Here is a 21373-nt window from a genome sequence, read left to right on the forward strand (position 1 = left end):
AACATTCATTATATGAGATTAATTTAGTTCGAAATTAATGCGAACAAACGTTCTGTGACATACAACAAATCTATGCTATAATCCTATTACGGAATTGATATCAACGGAGGTGCCGACAGATGCGAGCTATTGATTTAGGGGATCTATCGCAGGCAGCAGGTATAAAATCCGCCTGCATGATTATTGTGTGGAAAATGGATCGAGGTTTGTACGAAGGACAGGATTTAGAATCTGAGTTGAAAGAGCTGCTAACCAACATTGTAGAATTTGAATATATTCTGTCCAGTGGAGTAGTTGATGATCTTAATGTACAGATTAAGAGGTGATTAATTGAGCATTTGAGGAAAACAATAAAAGAACCGTCACGGAGTGAATTGTACGGTTCTTTTTTATTTGGGGTCATTCTGGGGACAAAAGCCTTTCTGAACGCCAAAAATTAACCATAAAGTGTTCGGAACATAAAGGGAAGACCCTTGATCTACAAGGGTCTGAAAAGTGTGCGTGTATTCTAAAACGAATTTAATCGAATCATGCGCCTGGTTCTGGTGGAGCAGATTTATCGCGCGGTGAAGATAAATCGGGGGGAACCGTATCATAAGTGAGTATATCACTATCTTTTTGATTATCAGGGTGGAGCGGGTTAGGCACTTCAAAATTAAAGACAATCTCTTTTATTGAACTATCAGATTGAATGTCTATCCGCTCAATCAAGGATTCAATGAGATACTTCTTCATCTGTACATCGGCATTGTCCATTAGTTCGTCAAAATTCTCAAGGACGAATAAAACATCCGATGGTTCAATTGCAGTGTTGCAAGCTTTAGCATATTCTAAAGTTATTTGTTCTTGACGAGCATTCAAATCAGTGATTTTTATATTCAGATCACTTTTGAATTCCCTGTGTTCTTCAATTGTGATATCGCCGTTAAGAAATTGCTCTTTTATAACGGTCATGCGTTCATTATATTTCTGAATTTGCTTTTCTACATCCGTTAATTGTTTCTCAATTACCTTAGAATCAATGCTGTTATCAGAGTTAATCTCACTAACAATATCCTCAATAACATGAGTGTTTGTAATGATGGATTTAATGCGTTGCAACACATCTCTTTCAATATGTTTTGCTCTATATAGCTTTGAACTACATGTACGTATATTTTTGTAGTTAAAGCATGTGTAATAACCACCGTGATTTCTTAAATTACGGTTACCTGCAGGTTGAAAGTTCATTCTGCCACCGCATAAAGGACATTTTAGAATGCCGGACAGTAGATGAGGATTTGAAGGCATTCTAGGGGATTTTCTTTGATTTTGCAAAGTGATTTGTTGAGCTTTATCAAATATTTCTTCATCTACGATTGAATCATGGATACCAATTACCAAAATAATTTCATCTTGTGGTTTTCGCTTTTTATTTTCGCCAGTTGTTCTTCCATGACGAATGAACCCTTTATAAGTTGGATTTTCAAGTATCGTAAGTATTGCAATATGTGTAAGAGGTTTGCCGTTTTTTGTTTTTAAATTTAATTCCTTTAGTTTGTCCCTGATATAGATACAACCCTTGCCACTAACATACATATTGAAAATTATTCTTATAATGTTTGCTTCATCGGTATTTACAATAAGTTCTTTGTTACTGATATCGTAGCCAAAGATTCTTCCTCCCACTTACCTAGCTTAGCACGCTGGTTCATACCTAATTTCACATTTTCAACAATTGTACTTCTTTTAAATTCTGCAAATCCACCAACCATACTAAGCATGAGCTTATTGGTTGAATTGTTCTTTGAATTATAAAATTGTTCGCTATAGCTAAGAAAACTTACATCGTGCTTCTCGAAATCCTCAATTAATTGCAGTGTATCTTTAAGCTTACGAGAAAGCCTTGATAATTTCCAAACAAGAACTATATCAAACTTCTTTTGTGAGCAATCTTTTAAAAGTTCCTGCAATGCTGGGCGATTCATGTCCGTGCCACTTTTACCGTTATCTATATATTTCCCAAAAACAATGTAACCTAGATTTTCACAATGCTGAATTAGTGTGACTTCTTGAGCTTCAAGACTAAACCTGTCTATGAATGCGATCTGACTTAAATACAACGATTGCGTTGATTTCATTGCTTTGATCACAAGCAAAATTAAGCATTCTTGCATACTCAATTCTTTCGTCAATCTTAGAGCCAGACTTTGCTTCATAGACAAAAATTTCTTCTGATTTCCAGCCCTGACTGGTACAATATGCCTGTATTCGTTTCTTTTGTTCTGCTACTGAAGTATTATCTTTTTGAGAATCAGAACTGATACGTACATAGCCAACAACGTTTTTAATCATGTGTTTCATAGAAGTAACCTCCTGCAAGTGGTTTCCATATAAACCATATGGAGATTGTACTTAGCAGAATATTTTTTTAACATAAAATTGCTATTTGGACAATCTGTTAAATCATAGAGGGGGATATAAGTCGATGAGTAACTTTGTAGATGAGACACCTGCTAATATTAAGGAGTTAGTGAAGCAAGCTGGTGATAAAACAAGCTGGAGAAATAGAGTGCAAGCTGTAAATGAATTGGGAAAATGGCGCTGTCAGCAATCAAAGGATGTGCTTTGGAGATTAAGTGTAAACGATCTAGTATATGATGTTCGAGAAGAAGCTTTTAGGAAACTGCAAGCTTTCGGGGAAAAAGTGTTTTTAGGGAAAAAGAAAAAGGGGCATATAATCAAAGACATCAATAAAAAGGTTCTACGTGTTCGTGATAGTTTTAAAGCAGAGTTCACGATTGAGGAATTTAAGGAAAAATTTAAGCAACTACTTCCAGAGGCCTATGACGTATACCAATATGAAAAGGGCGAAAAATTTGAAGAGTGGATAAACAATGTTTTAAATTCAGCTCCTAAGAAAAATTAACATAGGGGGGAGAAACAATGGCTGATCAAGAGTATTTAAAATGTCCAAAATGTAATGCGCCTATGGTATTTAGAGAAGGGTCGCCTGATTTTTATGGCTGTTCCAGATATCCTGAGTGTAGAGGAACTAGGCAATTAAACGAAGCCAAAGGAAAGCAAGTATATTTTGATGTATCAACAGGTGGTTGGGGAGAATGTAATCGTTGCGGAGCGAATCGTGTTATAGGTCCAATGGGACTTTGTGAACGTTGCAACGAATGGTTTGAAGACCAATAGTTAGCACATTTAATTACAAAGATACAAACAAAATGAACAGGGGTCTATAAATTGAACCTACAGGATTTTATAAAATTATTTACGGACAATAGCATACTGATGGCCATTTTCGTTATTTCTGCTTTTGGAATAATCACTGGTAAATGGCTTGGTTTTTTTAGGACATGGAAAAATACTGCTACTATAATAAAGCTTTTGGGTTATTCAATCCTCCTGTACGTATTTATAAAGAATGATTCCGGAGTAAAACTAGATGCAGTAACGCTTTTCACTATCTTTGTATGTGCTGCTGAAATATTAGGGAACACTTTTGAAATCATTATGACCTATGCAGAGAAAATATTTGGTAAGACTACACGTGAAGAAGTTAATGACATATTGAGAGAGAAAGATGAGTGGCGAAGTGAATCTCGTCACAGTATTTCAAATTCATTTTATGAAGTAAGTGATAAAATTTACAAGAATCTTGAAGAAAAATTACGTGATATACGATGCCAAAAATGCTCAGCAAAACTAGAGAAGAATAATATGAATCTCGTTAGCTTAAAGGGAGAGCGAACATACACCATTTCAGAGTATATTGTATTCACTTGTAAAATTTGTGGGCATGAGGAATTCTACTCATCTCATATTTGTGGGCTAAGTATCTATGGGGGCAAATGCTATGTAAAGGACTAATTGTACAATTAATTAGAATTAGATGTTTTTTCTTCTGGTATTTGATTTAATCCTTTCAGAAGCTTTACTTAAGAAAAAGTTTATCCACACTACCAAAAACTGGGTTTTTTTTGCTTATTTACTATTGTTCCTCTTCTATTGGCGCTATGGAGCTACTGGTACATTGGACTAATCATACTATGTTGTATTTTCATATACGTTTATTACGCTACTAGTTATAGTATTAAAAACATGGGTAGAAATAGGTCTTCTTAATTTGTGATAAATAAAAGAGGTGAAGGAAGGCAATGAAAAAACAAAAGCCAAAAAAGACAAATAATAAACGTCTTCGTGATATTGCAAGCATGAAAGAGTTATCTAAAACAACGAATGATATGAAGAACTTTAAACGAGCTATGCCTATTTTAGCCCCACTTCTAAAAGTGGCAGGGGTAGATGTAAGTAAAATCCAGGACGCTCTAGGGCAGTTAGAAGGTTTGGCAGAACAAACAAATGAGTTAATAGGTATGCCAGACCGGTTTAACGATCTCCTCGCTGAACATGGTTGGATTATGTACAAAATGATGGACTTTACAGTTGCTAAGACAGCTGTACAGAAAGCTGAGTCCGGTGATATTAATGGAGCGGAACAAGAACTAATTAATTACTACAATGTGGAAACTATTCGGCGGCAGTTGAGGGTACTGGGACCTCTAAAGGCGTTCAGACCAAGAATGGATTTAACGAATAAAGCTTTGCTTGATTACGAGGAAGAACGGTATCATGCTTGCGTTCCTGTTGTACTGGCACTTACAGACGGCTTGGTAAATGATCTCCATGAAGATCATAAAGGTCTATCTGCTGAATCAACTGAATTAGAGGCTTGGGATTCTATCGCTGCACACACCCAAGGACTTGGAAGACTTGTAAAAATCCTCCGAAAAGGGCGCTACAAAACGACAACAGAAAAGATTAGTCTTCCATATAGAAATGGCATTTTGCATGGAACCGATTTGGGATACGACAATAGAATTGTTGCAGCAAAAACATGGGCAACACTTTTCGCTGTTGGTGAATGGGCGACTAAGGTAGAACGTGGAGAGGCAAATAGCCCCACTGAAAAGCCTAAAGAAACTTTTCGAGATTTATTAACAAAAATTCAAGAGAATGAGCAAACTAAGAAAGAAATAGAGGAGTGGAAGCCGCGTGAGCAGAAGTCCACTAATGCCGAATCATTTACTTCAGATTCGCCAGAGCATGTGTTGAAAGAGTTTTTATTATGTTGGTCCCGAAAAAACTACGGTGGAATGACTAAAATACTCCCCTCTAAAACATTTGTGGCAAAAGAAGCACCCGCACGAATCAGAGAATATTATGCAGATAAGTTACTTAAGTCCTTTGAATTTGTTTCAATTGTTGATGTAGCTCTTGCCAATACAACAATTGATGTTCGGTTACAAGTGGATGAATACGGTAGAATAAACGAAAAACAGCATACATTTATTTTGATAAATGAGGATGACAAAGGTAATCCTATAGGAAGAACTAAAGCAGATTCGAGATGGGTAAGCTATACTTGGCGTGTATATTAATAAGATAGCATTCGAATCTGAATGTCTTCTGGAATCACTTAAATAAGCAATTAGATTAAATAGTTAATAAAAGCTATAAGAGTAGGCTTGGACTTTGCCTACTCTTATAGCTTTTAATTTAAACAACAAAGCGAACTTCAATTTTCTCCAAAATGTTATACTGAGACACAATACGGTGAACCGTATCATAAGTAGGGCGAAGTTTTCAACATGAAAAACTTCATAATATAGTCTGAAATTTAAAAACCTTCTTATATTCTTTTCCCCAACTTAATTGAAGTTTAAAATTTTTTAAAATATTGATAATTTCATTTTTATTAGTGCTTTTGGTTTTAATGATGATTGTAATAGCAGTAGTTGAATTAGAAAAAGGAGAAATCTCAACATATTGAACATCTCTTGAATAAAGGATGATCTGATCATTAATTTTGGATAAAGGTAAAATATCAAGGGTTAAATTGGTTACAGTTTTATAATTTATATTTTTTAAAGTTGTGGTAATGGTAGCGAAGATATACTCTGAACTATTTCCTAAATTTGTAGGGTTTTGTAATAATACAAAACCATCTGGAATTTGCGTTTCAACTTTTGTTTTCAAATCGATAAATGCTTGTTCATCAGCTGAAGCGGACTCAATGATCAGGCTAGTCTCTTTAACAACTGGCTTTAGAAATTTGAAAGTTATAAAACCATTGTTTAAAGAATCTATAACACCGAATATTACTATAATTGAAAGTAAAGCAATAATTACTCGTTTGATTGGAATCCCTCCTTAATTATAAAAGAGGTGCAATTTATGCACCCCTTTATATTATATTATTCAAAAGAAATAAGCCAAAAATCTCTTCCATTAAAATCAGAACTTGAAATAGGCTTGTCCACAATATCTAAATTATTTGGGCCTGAGTGATATGTTAAATAGATATCGCTACTTGTTTTTTTAGTAACAATCATAGAATGAGTTCTATCGTATTTATCTCCACTACTATACGATAATTGAATAATATCGCCAGGTTGTGCCTTAGCTATAACTGAAGATTTTTGTGCATTTGTGTAATATGACCCTGTCAATCCTTGATTAGACCAATAAGTATAGAAGTCATCCACATTTACCCAAGAAGAGGACTCAGACCATAAACTTGGATAAAAAGTAGATCGTTCACTGTACCAAAAGGAATTATTATTATATACCATACCATCATATCCATTATCTACATAGTTTGCCTTGCGTTCGTAATGCCCACCTGCATACCAAGCTTGCGATATGAAATTTGTACAGTCATTTGACCATCTATTACTATAGGTGGAATTTCTTTTTGCGCTTCCAGCAGATGCCCAAGCATACGCGTAGTTGACGGCCTGTTGTCGATTATAGGATATCGCTAAAGGAGTAATAAGGCTATCCAATCCTATGTTATTTTGTGGAAGAGTCGGGTTTATTAACTGTCCCTCAGTAGCTAAGTGTTTTTTATTGTAATCTAAAACATATTTAACAAGTTGGGTGAAATTTCTATCTTTTGTAAGCTGTCCATCTATATCCCATAGATAGTTGTTTAAATAATTTGAGTATTCGCTTGACCCTGGTTCATAGTCTAATCCTGAGTTATAAATTTTATTTTTAAATATAGTTTCTGCCTTAATATAGTTGGCTTCACTTAATTTAAAGCTATTCTGCTTTAAATCATATTGAAATGTGCTACTTTGAAGGTTCGAATCCTGCTGATAGGTATCCTTACTAACTGATCCACTCTCTGCATATATAGTTTGGCTACCTGCCAGCAAAGCTAACGACACTACTGATAAACCTATGACTCTTTTCATGATAACTCTCCTTTGTTAGTGTAATAACGACAATATTAATAATATACAATAAAGTATAATATTGGAATGGTGTTAAATGCCTATATTTTAAAAGTTTAGTAAAAATATTCAAGCAAAATATTCCGCCTATTTAAGGAGAATAAAGTGCTATGGACCTTCACTTCCAAGCGAAAACTGAAGAGTTTGTTTTAATTGAGGGACTTTCCTAGATAGAAGGAAAGCCCCTTCCGCCATTTTCTCGGCAGAAGGGGCTACGCTTAAAAATGTATTTCGGTCTCCGAATTGAAGCTGAGTTCCACATCCTTGACCCTTCTCTTGTCATCTAGGGTGATCTTCTTGACGATCAGATGCAGTAACGTCTTTCGCTGTAGAAAGGGTGACTCTAGATGTAATTTTTCGAATCTTACCGTCAAGGAGCGCACAAGTTCGTAGGAGACTGGTTCAGCCGCTTTATCTTGTAACTCTAGCTGTAGCCTAGAGTTACGGGTCAGGTACAAATAGTGTGGTGTACCGTATCATAAGTAGAGTGGAATTTGTAGAAATTAACAACAACTTTCTTTATTTTGAGAAAAGTACAATATGAGTGGGTTCGCCTATATATTTAATATTCAATTTTCTCGAATTTAATAAAGAAATAGATTATGTAATCTTAAAGATGAATTAATTAACTTAGATTTACCTACTATTTTGTAAGAAGTCATTATACAATGTTGTTGTTCGATAAAGGAGTCAGACCTTATAATGATTGTCCAAGACACCAATTATTTTTTGTAATGTAATAATATCTAAGTAATAAATTTACAAATGGAGGGAGAAATTATGAAAAATCCAATTATAAAGGGATTTCTAAGAGATTTTAAAGAAAAATATGAAATAGAAGAAAAAGATGAGGATTTAATATTTGAAGACTTTGTTAATTATTGTGTTTTAAATAATCACGTAGTAGATTCAGAAAGGAATTTTCAAGAATTAGATACTGGAACTGCTAAAGCAATTGATGGTATTGCTATAATAGTTAACAATAAAATAGTTTTAAATGAGGAAGATATAAAGATTCTAGTACAAGAGAAACAAATTCTGTCTGTTGAATTTATATTTGTGCAATCTAAAACCTCTGAAAAGTTTAATGATTCCCAAGTATCTTATTTTTTCAGGCATGTTAAGCAGTTTGTTTGTAATGAAGAATGTACAATTCCTGAAATATCAAAATTTTGGGAATTAAGAAATATAATATATGCTAATTCAAATTTATTTAGAAAAGAAAATCCTAAATGCATTATGTATTATGCTACTACTTCACCAACTACACAAATAAGCTCTGATATAAATGAAACAATAAACGATGGTAAAAATGCGTTGTTGGAAAGTGGATTTTTATCAGATGATGTAAAATTTATACCGCTTGGTGTAAGAGAGATTCAAAAGTTATATCGTAAAATAGATTCTGATTTAGAGGCAACTTTTAAATTTCCTAAAAATGTAACTTTTCCGTACGAAGGCTCCAAAATTAAATCGGCTTATTTTGGATTAGTAGAAATACAAGAATATATGAATTTGCTATTAGATAGTGAAACTAATGGAGTAAAAAATGTGTTTGATGATAATATTAGAGATTATTTAGGAATAGATAATAATGATGTTAATAAAAATATGCATGATTGTCTTAAAAGTTCAAATGCACAATTATTTGGTATTTTAAATAATGGTATAACGATTGTTGCCGATGAAATTAAACCTGTAGGAGAGAAGTTTACATTACATAACTACCAAATTGTTAATGGATGTCAAACTAGTAACGTAATTTTTGAGACTTATAATTATTTAGAGCAAAAAAATATTTCTATTCCTTTGAAAATTATTGCAACAGTGGATGAAAATACGAAAAATGAAATAGTTAAATCTACAAATAGTCAAACAGGTCTAAAACCAGAGCAATTAGACGCTTTAAATAATTTCCACAAAATGCTAGAGGAGTTTTATAAATCTCAACATGCTGTTTATAAAGATCTACAACTATATTATGAAAGACGATCTAATCAATATAGAAATAAGGATATAACACAAACTAAAATCATTAATATTCCCAAACAAATTAAAACAGTTACTTCAATGTTTTTAGATAATCCACACGGGGTATCCGGTCATTACGGAACAGTTGCTAGAAAAGTCAAAGATGAAATATTTAAAGAAAATGATAAGTTAGAACCATATTTTGTTAGTTCAATATTGTTTTATAGAGTAGAGGCTTTTTTCAGAAAAAATAAGGAATACAAAGAATTTACTAGAATGAAATGGCATATTTTGATGACTATTAAATATATCATAGTTGAAGATAATAAGTTTAGTCCTAAATTAAACTCAAGTGAAATTCAAAAATTGTCATTGAGTATATTAAGAAAATTAAGGGATGAAGATACAACCAATACATTAATAATTAAATCAATAGAAGCAATAAAGACAATGATAGAAGAAGAGGGTTTAGAATTTGAAGATCGTAAACTATTTGAGAGAAAAGAAACTACAGATAAATTGAAAACATTTATAATACAAAATCATTCTTTAGTGCTTTCAATTTAAGAACTCGGTTATACAAGTTCTTACAGATGTATCATAAGATTATTATGTGAATAGTTAAATGCCGTAAGTAAAACCAAATAGTGAGTTAGGTAACCTAATACACGAAATAGTGAAAAAGTAAGCCACTTTAAATTTCGCCCTATAGATGTTACGGTGAACCGTATCATAAGTAGGGGCAAGTTTTTTTAACAAAAACTCGCAGGAGCCTGTATTTACAGCATATCGAAGATAGGAGCAGGGTAGTGACACTGCAGTCGGAATGATGCGTAAACGGGCTTCTGCGAGCTTATTTGTGCTATAAAATGATAATGTATCTGGAAGGAAACTTTTGCTGATTCACAGCAAAAGCCCCCTCCACCAGTTTTGTAGAAGGGGCCAGTTCAAAAAATGCTGTTGCACCTGCGGGTTGAATTCCAATTCAATGCTTATCAGTGTCCTTTTACTACCTGGATATTATTAATGAACCCAGCTGTGGGTGTAAATAGAGCAGTGAATTTCTTGCTCTTCACATCATATTCGAATAACCCACGTTTATTTTTAACGATAGCTAGCGCATAAATCTTGCTACCATCGTTCGAGTAATTGGCCTCTCCTCTTTGTAATCTTGTAGTTCCCCAATTACTCACACTGGAGGTCTTGCTGACAGTATCATAGTCAACAACCATAGAGGGCACTTGCCCCTTATTATATTCCTTGTCACCAAATGCAATAACATGCCCCTCTTTATTCATCAGCATACGAATCCAGTAATTTTTACTAAAGAGCTTTGTTTTCTCCTTCAAATCGTAATCCGTTTCGTATATGGTATACGTAGGCATTTTGAAATTGTTCTGTCCCACGGGTCCATCTTGATGGGCCAGACTATAATTCCTTTCCTTCAACGAATAACCAGAAGCATAAATTTTTTTGTTTTTATGATCTAATGTAATCGCTTCTACGAGCATGTCATCATCACCCCAGAGTGTCATCCCATTGGTATTGAGATCAATAGCGCCTAATCGTATAGATTGCTCTCCTTTTACATTAGCCACAAAAAATAATTGATCTCCTGAGGGAATAATATAGTTGACTGCAAATAAGTTATCTGTTAATTGAGTGCTTTCTTCATTCGATAAATCTCTGACAAAGATTTGGTCTCCATAATCCTCGTCTGTTCCTACCCTTTGGGTATAGTACACTAATTGATTAGGCTTATCATAATAGCCCAATGGATATTGAGCTGTATAATCGAATTGAAAGACCGTTTTCATTTGCTTTGTAGCTGTATCGTAGCTTAGTATTTGTGTTTTTATGGCTCCATTTTCATCTGTAGTTGCATATTCTGAATAAGTCATCGTAATGTAATCCGCTGCAGGTACTATTGATTTCACCTCTGAACTAGCCGTAGGAGTAGAATTGGCTGTGCTTGTTGTTTCCGAACCAGCGTCCTTAGACGAGCATGAAATCAGTAGTATTGCTATCAACATCAAACACATTAAAGTCCTTGATTTTTTTTTCAAAGCACTCTCTCCTTAATATCTGGTTCTATAATCAATTATGCCTATGCCTATGCCTATGCCTATGGCTATAAGCCATAGGCATAATCTCTAACTTAAAACTGATAATAGTATCTACCCGGGAAGGATAAAGTATCACTGTAAGTATAACCGAATTGTACATTATTCCAGCCCCAGAAATAGTTATCCATTACTGCATCAGGAAGTGAACCAATATCATTCTTATATACAGTTTTAGAAATATTAGTATCTAACGCTCTAGCAGTGATTGGAGTTCCATGAATTGCATTATCAATTTGTCGTTTTGTTGCAATATCACCTGCCCCTAATGTCTTACCGCTTGATCCTACTGTTCCAGATCCACCAACACCAGCCCGGAAAACAGTAAACCTACCCTCACCTGTTACAGCACCTGCCGAAATAATTACTGTTTGTCCAGATCCATATGTGTATGTACCTGCAGGTAAACGTCCTGGATAAGGGACTGATGAACTTGGAATATCGGCTGCCGCCGCTGCTTGTATCGAAGCAATACTTTCATCTACATAGACACGATTGATATGTCCATCAGAACCATAGATAACCACAGTACCTGGAGATGGTTCTGGAAGATCATATCCAAGATCTGTAACTGGTAAATCCTTAACAGATTCTGCTACGGCTTTGAAAAATTCATCCTCAGCAGCTCTTCCATTAATATCTGGCACTTCTTCATAAGCTTGTAATGAACGTAATATGCCTTTTGTATCCCCAGCATGATCTGCTGCACTTGTATCATAGGTTATGATTGGTTCTTGCTCTGCATTATAATTCAAAATTGCCCCTGGCACAAAAGCTGTTGGTATCTGATTCTTCACTGCTTCCAAATCAATTCGTGATTCTTTTGAAGTATTGCCATTCAGCTGAGAATTTCCAGTAGCATTTACTATCACAGCACCAGATGATAGCAATAAGGCCGTAGACATGCTTACGGTAATCCATTTCATAATTTTCTTAGATTTCATCTTTACTTCCTCCTCTAATTAATAATTTAATAATTTACCATAATAATGAAATTATAATAGTTTTTTGGGAAAATTGATTCTTTATTCCTATTAAAATATAAATTTTCCACAAAAACCGACAATAATCTTAATTGAGCAAGTGATTGTTTTAATATCAAAATGAATTATATATAAAAAAAGTAATGGTCCACGACAATGTACGGTCAATATTAATTCACAAAAAAGGTTTATCTAAATCACTGTAGCGTGAAATAGGTTTCACAGCGCACGATTGATTAGGGAGGCATCAATTAAGATTGGATATCCTCGTCAGTGATATTTACTTTAACGAAATCCTTTAAAACCTAAGTCTTTTAAGAATGTATACTGAGCGCAGTGTACTGAAATATCATAAATTATTAAAGCTCGCAGGGGCCTGTATTTACATCATGCCGACCATAGGAATAGGTTGGGTCATACTCCGGTCAGAACGATGCGTAAACAGGCGTCTGTGAGTTTTTTTGTGTTACAAAATGATGATGTACCTCGAACGGAACTTTTGCCGATTCACAGCAAAATCCCCTTCCGCCATTTCAGTAGAAGGGGCCAATTCAATAGAATGCTGTTGCACCTGCGGGTTGAATTCCAGTTCAATGCTTCGAATGTCCTTCGGTACGCCGAAGTGAATTTACCTGATGACGCTCTGGAAGAGGGTCTTTTGTGTCTCCGGGGGAGAAAAGTGCAGCAGCGAGTGGAATTGGCCCAGCAACTTCTGAATGATCTCCTTGGGGAAGAAAATCTGAAGGGCTATCTTTGTCTTGTTGAAAACGAGTTATTATGGTAAAACTACCTATGGTTGACTCTATGTTGGAGCTCAACGATAACATCATGAAAAGGGAGAATTAATATGGCATCAAAGATAAAGACAAAGACAACGAAAAAATTAAATCTAGTGTCCGTGGTCTTAATGATTTTTACTTCTGTTTATGGATTCAATAACATCCCAAGATCGTTCTATAAGATGGGTTATGCGGCTATTCCTTGGTACATTCTTGCTGCAATAACTTTCTTTGTTCCGTTTGCAATAATGGTAGCTGAATTTGGTTCCGCCTTCAAAGAGGAGAAGGGAGGAATCCATTCATGGATGGAAAAATCCATTGGTCCAAGATTTGCATTTGTAGGAACGTTCATGTGGTATTTTGCCTATATCACTTGGATGGTTAATGTCGCATCCGGTATGTGGGTTCCTGTATCAAACGCTATATTCGGAGAAGATACGACACAAAACTGGACTTTTTTAAACCTTCATGGAACACAGACTCTAGGTATCTTGGGAATGATATGGATTCTTGTAGTAACTTACATATCAACTAAGGGACTGGATAAGATCAGAAAAGTAACTTCTATAGGTGGTACTGCAGTCGTGTTATTGAATGTATTTCTATGGGTTGGTGCAATAGCAGTCCTTATAGGCAACCATGGACATTTGGCACAGCCGATTGAAGGATTACATTCATTTACTCAAACACCAAATCCTAAATATGCGGGAGATATGATTGCCGCATTTGCATTTGTCGTATATGCTCTATTCGCTTATGGCGGACTTGAAGCAGTAGGTGGGTTGGTGGATGAAACAGAAAATCCAGAAAAAACCTTTCCCAAAGGAATTCTTATAACAGCAGCCATCATTTCTGTAGGATATTCATTAGGAATACTGCTAGTTGGCGTATTTACAAACTGGTCAGCTGTAATGGGTATCAAAAATGTTAACCTGGGAAACGCAAGTTATATCGTTATGGCTAATTTAGGTCAATCACTGGGTTCAGCTTTTGGAGCAAGTCAAGAGACAGCTTCAGCTTTAGGTGCTGGCGTCGCAAGATTCGTCGGAATCTCGATGTTCCTAGCATTGTCCGGTGCGTTCTTTACCTTGATGTTTTCGCCTCTAAAGCAATTGATTGAGGGTACGCCGGCAAAGATATGGCCTGGAAAAATCGGTGAAACTAAGAATGGGCTTCCTATTAACGCAATGTGGATTCAAGCTGCCATTGTTTGTGTGATGATCGCACTTATTGCTTTTGGTGGAAGTACAATGGCCGCATTCTTTAACATACTTGTTTCGATGACTAATGTTGCTATGACGATCCCCTATGTATTTATAGGACTTGCATTCCCCTATTTCAGAAAAAGAAAGGAAATACAAAAGCCGTTTATCATTCTTAAATCGCAATGGAGCGTTAATTTTTGGGCGTGGACAGTTGTTCTAACCATCGGACTAGCAAATTTCTTTAGTATTATACAGCCAGCTTTAGAAGGGGATATGCAAACAACAATTTGGAGTGTGGCCGGACCCATTATTTTCTCAGTTGTTGCATGGTTAATGTATAGCAAATATGAAAAAATGCGTGCTAAAGAAATGCCGATGCAAAAAAAATGGTGAAAATCATCAAAGGGCAGATGAAGTAATAGTGACCGTGACAACGAAAGAGCCATCCCGCAAAGGATGGCTCTAATTATTTCTGCGTCGAACTGTAACGTATGGTTGTTGAACTGCCGTTATTGATGGGGCTTAAACTTCGACTTTTCCAATCTATTATGTTCACGCATGGCTCTCATCTGCCTTGCATGTCTTACATCACGGCGGCGTTCTCTCGCTTTGAGTTGGCTCAACATAATGAGCAACCCCAAAGTGCCCAACACATAAGAAACCATATGATTCACTTCATTCCACATGTTTGCAGCAGTCAGAAGGGATACCGCTCCAATGATTGTTGCAATAATTCGTTGTGTATTCTTATTTTGCGTCTCTATCAATTTTTTCTCAAAGGAACTCGATAGCTTTACCCGTAAATTTCCGCTATCCATTTTATCTACTGTAGAAATGAACTTCTTGGTCGTAGGAAGGATTCCTTTTAGAATATTCTTGCCTTCATCAACAACGTTGGAAAAGACACTTCCCCTTAGATCGCTACGCACGACCTCTTCAACATAAGGCTTAACGGTCCCAATCAAATCAAGCTCAGGGTCCAGTCCAGTACAAAGTCCATATACCGTGCCTATGGCTTTTCCCAAAAATGTTGTATTTGCAGGTAACTGAAAGGGCTGAGAATAGAGGAAATTACGTAACTCTTCAGCATTATCACCTGACGTAACAAAACTCAAGTCAAACGTATCACCGTTGATTTGTTCAAATAATAACGTAAGATTCCTTGAAAATACCTCTAAATCTACATTCCGTCTTAAAAATCTCAAACGAGTAAGGGCATCAATTGCACCGTGAGCATCTTTTAAATACACGGCCATTACAAGGGCTACCATTTGCGCCTTCATATCATTTGCAATTCGTCCAACCATTCCAAAATCGATTAATGCGATGGTGCCGTCAGGCTGCACGAGAACATTTCCCGGGTGCGGGTCTGCGTGAAAGAAGCCTTCTAATAGAATCTGTTCTACGAAAATTTCTATCAGTGACTTCGCTAATTTAGTCCGATCCACACCCCAAGCATCAAGCTGGGCAAAATCGTTGATTTTAACACCTTCCAAAAACTCCATGGTTAAAACCTTTGAAGTTGTATAGGACCAATGAATGCCCGGAACAACGACATCATCCCGATGGATAAACTGCAGCTGAAATTCTTCTGAATTTCGCCCCTCTTTTTGATAATCGAGCTCATCCATAACGGTATCGTAAAACTCATCATACACCGCATCAAGGTCCATGAAGTCTGAAATCTTCGTCCAGCGTTTTAATAATCGAATAGCAACTTGTATGGATCTCCAATCAATGGCGATAATGTCCTCGACCCCAGGACGCATAACTTTCACTGCGACGTCTTCACCTGTTCGTAATGTCGCCCGATGTACCTGTCCTAAGGAAGCCGCTGCGATAGGCGTTGTACTAAACTCAGCAAAAGTCTCGCTTATAGATCGTCCGAGTTCACTCTCTACCTTTTGCTGTATCTCGGAAAAATCTACGGAATCTACGGAATCCTGCAGCTTGGACAATTCATCAATAATTTCCTTCGGCAAAATATCCACTTGCGCACTAACATGCTGCCCAAGTTTGATAATTAATCCACCCATATCCATAGCGGTCTTCGTAAAATACGTTGCCTGTTTTCGATATATTGCTTTTGTTTTCGCTTCTAAGCGCCGGCTCGGGATAAAATTCTTTTGCTTGTCCAGCCACCAGAAATTCCAAGCGAACTTAAAAATCATTTGCATGGTTCTTCTGAATCGGACATCCTTCATCAATTTAAAGAATTCTCTCATTCTTTTTCATCGACCCCAGGCCCTTTATCATCGACCCCAGGTTCAATATCGTCATCTTCATCTTCAGAAATAGTATTGCTTTTATCAAAGATTGCTTGGGCCATACTTTCAAACTTTTTCGAAGCGCTCATGAAGAAATCCGCAAATTTGTTGAACATTTCTGCTTTGACTAGAATCACAGCTCCCTTGCGCTTATTGCCGAAAACTATGAATTTCTCACCTGGCTTGATATCAAGTTCTTCCCTTGCTTCTCTAGGAATAACAATTTGACCTCTCTCACCCATTGATGTTGTTCCCAGCACTTTGCCATGCCCAAATCCATGACTATTTTCTTTTTTATGATTCATCATAATCTCTCCTTTTATAATCAATCTACATAATAGTATGATATTTCGTACTAATCATATTATCAATGATTGTGGTGACTTTTTTCTAATCGTTAAGGAGAGCTGACCCATGAATCATTCCATTGGAATAGCCGACCCAGCGTCAGCTTCATCATAAATCTCACAGCATCAGCGTTTCACAGGTCCCCAGGTTTTTGACGATTACTGGTAATAAGGCACATGCCCTTTAAAAAGTTGAATTTCATTATACTTAAAGTTTACCTAGAATTTTCATGGTATTTTAGGTAAAATATGCCTAAAGGAGTGATATTTCAATGTTAAACAAGGTGTTTATCATTTAAGTCCACAGAAGGACTTTTCATTTTTGGATCACAAGAATTTTTACTGGAGGAGATATTATAAATTATAACGAGGTTGTTAAAATCAGTAATGCATGTATACTTCCATTTGTATCAGAGTTGTACGGATTAGAAGGCTATGAATTTAATCCGGTTAAGGAACATAAAAGAGGACGTAATGTCGTTTATACCTGTGTGAAGGAAGGCATCGATGCAAAAATACTCAGAATCGCCTTCTTAAATGACAGAAGCCGGGAAGATTTTCTAGGTGAACTTGAGTATGTCAGGTATTTATTTGACCATGGCGGCAGTGTCTCGAATGTAGTCAGTTCCCAGAAGGGGAATCTGCTGGAAGAGATAACTCATAATAATCACACCTTTTTTGTCTGCCTGTTTGAAAAGGCTAGAGGAAAAATGCTTGTGGAAAATCATTATCGGTATCGGGAAGGCGTTCCTCTTTCTGAATACTATTATAACTGCGGTAAAGTTCTGGGGAAGCTGCACCAATTGTCGAAAGGGTATGCTCCAGTCCATCCCCGTTACAGTTTTTTTGATAAATACAATGCCGAATATATCGATAAACTGATACCCAGCTCTTTATCTTTGCTTAAAGAGAAGTTGTTAGGGCTCCTTAAAACCTTGGGAGGGTTGGGAAGGAACCATGAGTCGTTCGGTATGATTCATTTTGATTACAACGATGGGAATTATTCGATAGATTTTGATACCGGGCAAATAACCGTATACGATTTCGATAATTCTTGTTACGGCTGGTATATGTTCGACTTGGCCAGTATCTGGGGAAACGGAATGGGCTGGATACAATCTGAACCAGACGCCGATAAACGTAAAAAGTTTATGGAGGATTATTTTGAGGGAGTGCTCGCGGATACAGATCCGAAACCAGGCTTGATCATTCGATGTTGAATAGATTGCCCTTGCTTATTCAAGCAAACCTCATGGAGGGTATTATAGATGCATTCGAGGTAATGCGAAACAACGGCGAAGGGCCGGAGTATGATGAGGAGCTGTCGTATTATATAAAATGCCTGGAAGACGATATCCCGTATTTCGGTTTTTTCCATGAGATTTATTCGTGTGAAAAACCCTTTGAGTATGAAAAACGAAATATTTAGTCTTTTTGTAGCATCCTTTAACTGAACTAACGGCGAACGATAGTTGAACAAAGCGAGATCAAAGAAAGGGCCATCCCGCAAAGGATGGCCCTAAAACTTGCCGTTACAGACAGCGCGGTGAACCCTATCACAAATAGGGCGAACTTCTTAGCTTAATATCATTTCCTGCACATAAACTGCAATACCTTATGGTGGATCACGCACCCATTATCAAAGAACTATAGAGGCGGTGATCACCCCAACGCGTGAGAATCGAACCTTAAGTGGGTCCCTCAATGTTCTTTGGGGCGTGAGATGCGTTCCATTATCATAGCTACTCTGTGCCGGGGAAGAAAACGACCCATCTGAGCGGCCATGTGATTATTTCGCCCGTCGATGATATAACTTCTACCTTTATCGACTCCGCGAAATCCAGCTTGAACGACTTTCTCCGGAGTGGACAATGCGCTACCCGCCGCCATGTCCTTGTTGCCGACAGCATCGAAAAATCCTGTATCCGTCGCACCCGGGCACAGGGTAAGGACGCGCACACCGCGTCCACGGGTTTCGGCCCACAACGCTTCGGAGAAAGATAACACGAAAGCCTTGGTTGCACCGTAAACAGCCGAATAGGCGCAAGGTGCAAACGCGGCCATTGAAGCCACGTTGACGACGACTCCGTCCTTGCGTTCCAGCATGCCGGGAAGAAAATGATGCGTCAGGTCGACAAGAGCAGCGGTGTTCAGCATAATTTCCTCCTGCTCGCGCTCTGGATCGATCTCCTCAAAGCGGCCATGCGTGCCAAAGCCTGCGTTATTGATTAAAATATCTACCGTTAGGCCGAGCTCGGCGATGGATTCGGCTAGTTGGCGCGGGGCACCTGCTTTGGACAAATCGCAGGGCAGGGCATACGCCTGCACTCCATGATTACGTTGAATTTCGCCGGCCAATGCTTTCAGCTTCTTTTCTGAGCGTGCAGCTAGTACGACATGGCAGCCTCGTGCAGCCAGCGCCCCAGCATACACTTCGCCAATTCCGGATGAAGCACCGGTGACCACTGCCAGCTTGCCCTGATATGGATATGTATTCATGACACAGCCCCCTCGTCTTGATATTATTATGATAATACCAACGATAGAAGGGGCTAACCACTGTGCCTTTATACTATTAACGGAACTAACAGGCTAAGATTGCGGCGGCCATTCGGCGTCTTGCTTCAGCAAGATCGCTAGTCGCTCTTCCGTTCCTGAACCTGGTGTAGGAACGAAGAAGCACCATTGCAGTCCCGGATTATTGTCGATGGCAGCGCAATGGATCGTGAACGCCAATTCCTGTTCGTCTGGAAGGAGATAATGAACCGGGGCAGAGCTTTTTTGCCGAATCTCATGCCACTCCCACAAACGTACGAAGTCTTCGCTGTTCCGTCTAAGACGCTCATATCGTTCCATGTACATTGGGTTGTTTTTGTTACTGTCGAAGCCTGCCCGGATTAACGCCGTCATGTAACGAGCAAATTCTTCCCAGTTTACAAGCCTCTTTGGGTACTCCGGATCCAGAAACAGCAGCGTCACCATGTTTCGTTCGCTTTCCGGCAATCGGGCGAAGTCCGCGACAACGAGCTCCGCTCCTCGATTCCAGACGATCATATCGGCAAACTCATTGGCAATGAAAGAAGGATAACGCATTTGATCCACAAGGTTTTGCAAAAATCCGGTATCGGGTTTATCTGATCTCTGGGTCATGCTGAAGCTGATTGGATCAGGTGCAGCCAGGTCGAATAAGTGCTTCCGCTCGTCTGCATCCAGTTGCAGCGCTTGGCTGATGTGGGACAAGATTTCTGGGGAAGGATTCCTCTATCGGCCCTGCTCCAGCCAGGTATAGTAAGTTACGCTGACATTGGCCAGATAGGCGACTTCTTCCCTCCGAAGTCCCGGAGTACGTCTTCGGCCAGGCAAGGGCTTGATTCCCGCATTTTCAGGCTGAAGCCGATGTCTGCGCGATTTGATGAATTCCCCCAAAGCGGATGAAAAATCATGGTTCTCCATATAGGCTCTGCCTCCTCTATTAACTATGAAGTAAGGTCAATTATAAGGAAAGTTTTAAGATTTCTCAAAATTGTTGTTCAAGAGAGGATCATCCCACAAAGGGTGTCCTTAGAAAAAACTTGCTGCTAAAGAAAGTGCGGTAAACCTTACCATAAGTAACGGCAAAAAAGGGAGTGTGCGGACACTCCCTTTGAGCTAACATTGTCTGTTATCAAATGTCTACTTCACATTAATCCAATAAGGCGAACCACATAGACCACTTAATTCGCCGTCTTATTGACAAAATCAATTTCATTTCTGATCCCTTTATGGGCGTCATTCCACAGGCCCTTTGTAAGGCGAATGCGCAGCAGGCATGTGTTAGGGTCTTCGTCGTTATTGGCTTCGTTATACCACTCGGCGAATATGGTGCGCAGCTTTGTCATCATCTCTGCGTTTTTCTCGTCACATACCCAGCCCAGGTTTTCACCGATACCATTGGCCGTAAAGTTTTCGACGATGATACAAACGGCGACTTCGGGGTTTTGGGAGATCTGCTGCATCTTGCCTGAGGTCGCGTAAGTGACGGTGTAGAACGCGCCGTCCTCATAATAGGCGTCCACAATGCGGGCGGCGGGACGGCTTTTGTCATTGGCCCCCGGTTCCAGCGCGATGGTGGACAGAGAGATCAGGCCGTCCTTGTTACCCACTTGTTCTTCCAGCAGCTTCATGGCTTCGTCGTACTTGCTCATTATATTACCTCCTAAAGTTTCATAAGGCATACATTATTAAGCTTATCATTGTAAAATCTTAGTGCATGTGAAGAATAATACGAAAAAATATTAAATCGCTACTGATAGAGTCTTAAAATAGTACACTTAGCCTCGATATGAAACTATATGTCGTACAAAGGTGACTAGAGCATAAATTCAATCCAAACCAAGAGGCAATACAATTAGGATGTAGCACATACA

Annotated in this window: 21 protein-coding genes and 2 pseudogenes; 10 read left to right on the forward strand and 13 right to left on the reverse strand. The window is 37.9% G+C overall.

Annotated elements, in window-relative coordinates; all coding sequences use genetic code 11:
* Positions 1-119: 119 nt before the first annotated feature.
* Together PWYN_RS12085 and PWYN_RS30000 are read left to right on the forward strand one after the other, a co-directional pair.
* Complete coding sequence (locus tag PWYN_RS12085) at positions 120-326, forward strand: hypothetical protein (protein WP_036651926.1); 207 nt, start codon at positions 120-122, stop codon at positions 324-326.
* A 195-nt stretch (positions 327-521) separates the two neighbouring features.
* Positions 522-602: pseudogene (locus tag PWYN_RS30000) on the forward strand (23S rRNA (pseudouridine(1915)-N(3))-methyltransferase RlmH); the annotation flags it as partial.
* 496 nt (positions 603-1098) lie between these two features.
* Here the strand turns inward: PWYN_RS30000 and PWYN_RS30005 are convergent.
* The 3 genes and pseudogenes from PWYN_RS30005 to PWYN_RS12100 form a co-directional block, all read right to left on the reverse strand.
* Positions 1099-1668 (reverse strand): annotated as a pseudogene (locus PWYN_RS30005) (recombinase family protein); the annotation flags it as partial.
* Positions 1617-1967: a recombinase family protein gene (locus PWYN_RS12095; RefSeq protein ID WP_036651932.1), complete on the reverse strand. Its 351-nt coding sequence runs from the start codon at positions 1965-1967 to the stop codon at positions 1617-1619. The gene PWYN_RS12095 and the pseudogene PWYN_RS30005, both read right to left, overlap by 52 nt.
* Before the next feature lie 97 nt (positions 1968-2064).
* The gene (locus tag PWYN_RS12100) at positions 2065-2343 is read right to left on the reverse strand and encodes a recombinase family protein (RefSeq protein WP_036651934.1); all 279 of its coding nucleotides are present in this window, start codon (positions 2341-2343) and stop codon (positions 2065-2067) included.
* A gap of 124 nt (positions 2344-2467) precedes the next feature.
* Here PWYN_RS12100 and PWYN_RS12105 point away from each other — a divergent pair, with 124 nt between their 5' ends.
* From PWYN_RS12105 to PWYN_RS12120, 4 genes are all read left to right on the forward strand, one after another.
* On the forward strand, positions 2468-2908 hold the full coding sequence (locus PWYN_RS12105) for a HEAT repeat domain-containing protein (protein WP_036651935.1): 441 nt from the start codon (positions 2468-2470) through the stop codon (positions 2906-2908).
* 17 nt (positions 2909-2925) lie between these two features.
* On the forward strand, positions 2926-3183 hold the full coding sequence (locus tag PWYN_RS12110; protein ID WP_036651938.1) for a topoisomerase DNA-binding C4 zinc finger domain-containing protein: 258 nt from the start codon (positions 2926-2928) through the stop codon (positions 3181-3183).
* A gap of 51 nt (positions 3184-3234) precedes the next feature.
* Positions 3235-3861 carry a hypothetical protein gene (locus tag PWYN_RS12115; protein WP_036651940.1) on the forward strand — a complete coding sequence of 209 codons (627 nt, stop codon included), beginning with the start codon at positions 3235-3237 and terminating at the stop codon, positions 3859-3861.
* Positions 3862-4148: 287 nt separating this feature from the next.
* Positions 4149-5432, forward strand: coding sequence for a hypothetical protein (locus PWYN_RS12120; RefSeq protein WP_157261147.1), 1284 nt, complete (start codon positions 4149-4151; stop codon positions 5430-5432).
* Between the two features lie 220 nt (positions 5433-5652).
* Here the strand turns inward: PWYN_RS12120 and PWYN_RS12125 are convergent, their stop codons facing one another.
* Together PWYN_RS12125 and PWYN_RS12130 are read right to left on the reverse strand one after the other, a co-directional pair.
* Entirely contained in the window at positions 5653-6030 is a 378-nt protein-coding gene (locus PWYN_RS12125) for a hypothetical protein (RefSeq protein ID WP_036651941.1), read from the reverse strand.
* Between the two features lie 218 nt (positions 6031-6248).
* A complete protein-coding gene (locus PWYN_RS12130; protein ID WP_036651944.1) occupies positions 6249-7253 on the reverse strand; it encodes an amidase domain-containing protein in 1005 nt (334 codons plus the stop codon).
* An 819-nt stretch (positions 7254-8072) separates the two neighbouring features.
* Here PWYN_RS12130 and PWYN_RS12135 point away from each other — a divergent pair.
* On the forward strand, positions 8073-9830 hold the full coding sequence (locus PWYN_RS12135; protein WP_052087905.1) for an AIPR family protein: 1758 nt from the start codon (positions 8073-8075) through the stop codon (positions 9828-9830).
* A gap of 428 nt (positions 9831-10258) precedes the next feature.
* Here the strand turns inward: PWYN_RS12135 and PWYN_RS12140 are convergent, their stop codons facing one another.
* Both PWYN_RS12140 and PWYN_RS12145 read right to left on the reverse strand, forming a co-directional pair.
* Positions 10259-11329 (reverse strand): hypothetical protein, encoded by a 1071-nt coding sequence (locus PWYN_RS12140; protein ID WP_036651950.1) that lies wholly within the window; start codon positions 11327-11329, stop codon positions 10259-10261.
* A 92-nt stretch (positions 11330-11421) separates the two neighbouring features.
* Complete coding sequence (locus PWYN_RS12145) at positions 11422-12330, reverse strand: hypothetical protein (protein ID WP_036651953.1); 909 nt, start codon at positions 12328-12330, stop codon at positions 11422-11424.
* 598 nt (positions 12331-12928) lie between these two features.
* Between PWYN_RS12145 and PWYN_RS12150 the strand changes: the two genes are divergently transcribed.
* Entirely contained in the window at positions 12929-13153 is a 225-nt protein-coding gene (locus tag PWYN_RS12150; protein ID WP_036651955.1) for a hypothetical protein, read from the forward strand.
* A 63-nt stretch (positions 13154-13216) separates the two neighbouring features.
* Positions 13217-14746: a glutamate/gamma-aminobutyrate family transporter YjeM gene (gene yjeM, locus PWYN_RS12155; protein WP_036651958.1), complete on the forward strand. Its 1530-nt coding sequence runs from the start codon at positions 13217-13219 to the stop codon at positions 14744-14746.
* Positions 14747-14862: 116 nt separating this feature from the next.
* Here yjeM and PWYN_RS12160 read toward each other — a convergent pair whose 3' ends face one another.
* Entirely contained in the window at positions 14863-16578 is a 1716-nt protein-coding gene (locus tag PWYN_RS12160) for an ABC1 kinase family protein (RefSeq protein ID WP_052087906.1), read from the reverse strand.
* The gene (locus tag PWYN_RS28035) at positions 16575-16928 is read right to left on the reverse strand and encodes an AbrB/MazE/SpoVT family DNA-binding domain-containing protein (protein WP_240479720.1); all 354 of its coding nucleotides are present in this window, start codon (positions 16926-16928) and stop codon (positions 16575-16577) included. Before PWYN_RS28035 ends, PWYN_RS12160 begins: the two co-directional genes overlap by 4 nt.
* Before the next feature lie 455 nt (positions 16929-17383).
* Here PWYN_RS28035 and PWYN_RS12170 point away from each other — a divergent pair, with 455 nt between their 5' ends.
* Positions 17384-18187 carry a phosphotransferase enzyme family protein gene (locus PWYN_RS12170; protein ID WP_240479721.1) on the forward strand — a complete coding sequence of 268 codons (804 nt, stop codon included), beginning with the start codon at positions 17384-17386 and terminating at the stop codon, positions 18185-18187.
* A 481-nt stretch (positions 18188-18668) separates the two neighbouring features.
* Here PWYN_RS12170 and PWYN_RS12175 read toward each other — a convergent pair whose 3' ends face one another.
* The 4 genes from PWYN_RS12175 to PWYN_RS12185 all read right to left on the reverse strand — a co-directional run bounded on the left by PWYN_RS12175 (position 18669) and on the right by PWYN_RS12185 (position 21151).
* Positions 18669-19466: an SDR family NAD(P)-dependent oxidoreductase gene (locus PWYN_RS12175; protein WP_036651960.1), complete on the reverse strand. Its 798-nt coding sequence runs from the start codon at positions 19464-19466 to the stop codon at positions 18669-18671.
* A gap of 93 nt (positions 19467-19559) precedes the next feature.
* On the reverse strand, positions 19560-20207 hold the full coding sequence (locus tag PWYN_RS12180; protein ID WP_240479722.1) for an MmyB family transcriptional regulator: 648 nt from the start codon (positions 20205-20207) through the stop codon (positions 19560-19562).
* Between the two features lie 21 nt (positions 20208-20228).
* On the reverse strand, positions 20229-20420 hold the full coding sequence (locus PWYN_RS30010) for a helix-turn-helix domain-containing protein (RefSeq protein WP_240479723.1): 192 nt from the start codon (positions 20418-20420) through the stop codon (positions 20229-20231).
* 260 nt (positions 20421-20680) lie between these two features.
* Positions 20681-21151 carry a pyridoxamine 5'-phosphate oxidase family protein gene (locus tag PWYN_RS12185; protein ID WP_036651962.1) on the reverse strand — a complete coding sequence of 157 codons (471 nt, stop codon included), beginning with the start codon at positions 21149-21151 and terminating at the stop codon, positions 20681-20683.
* Positions 21152-21373 lie beyond the last annotated feature (222 nt).

Source organism: Paenibacillus wynnii, from assembly GCF_000757885.1.
Lineage (GTDB): Bacteria > Bacillota > Bacilli > Paenibacillales > Paenibacillaceae > Paenibacillus_AQ > Paenibacillus_AQ wynnii.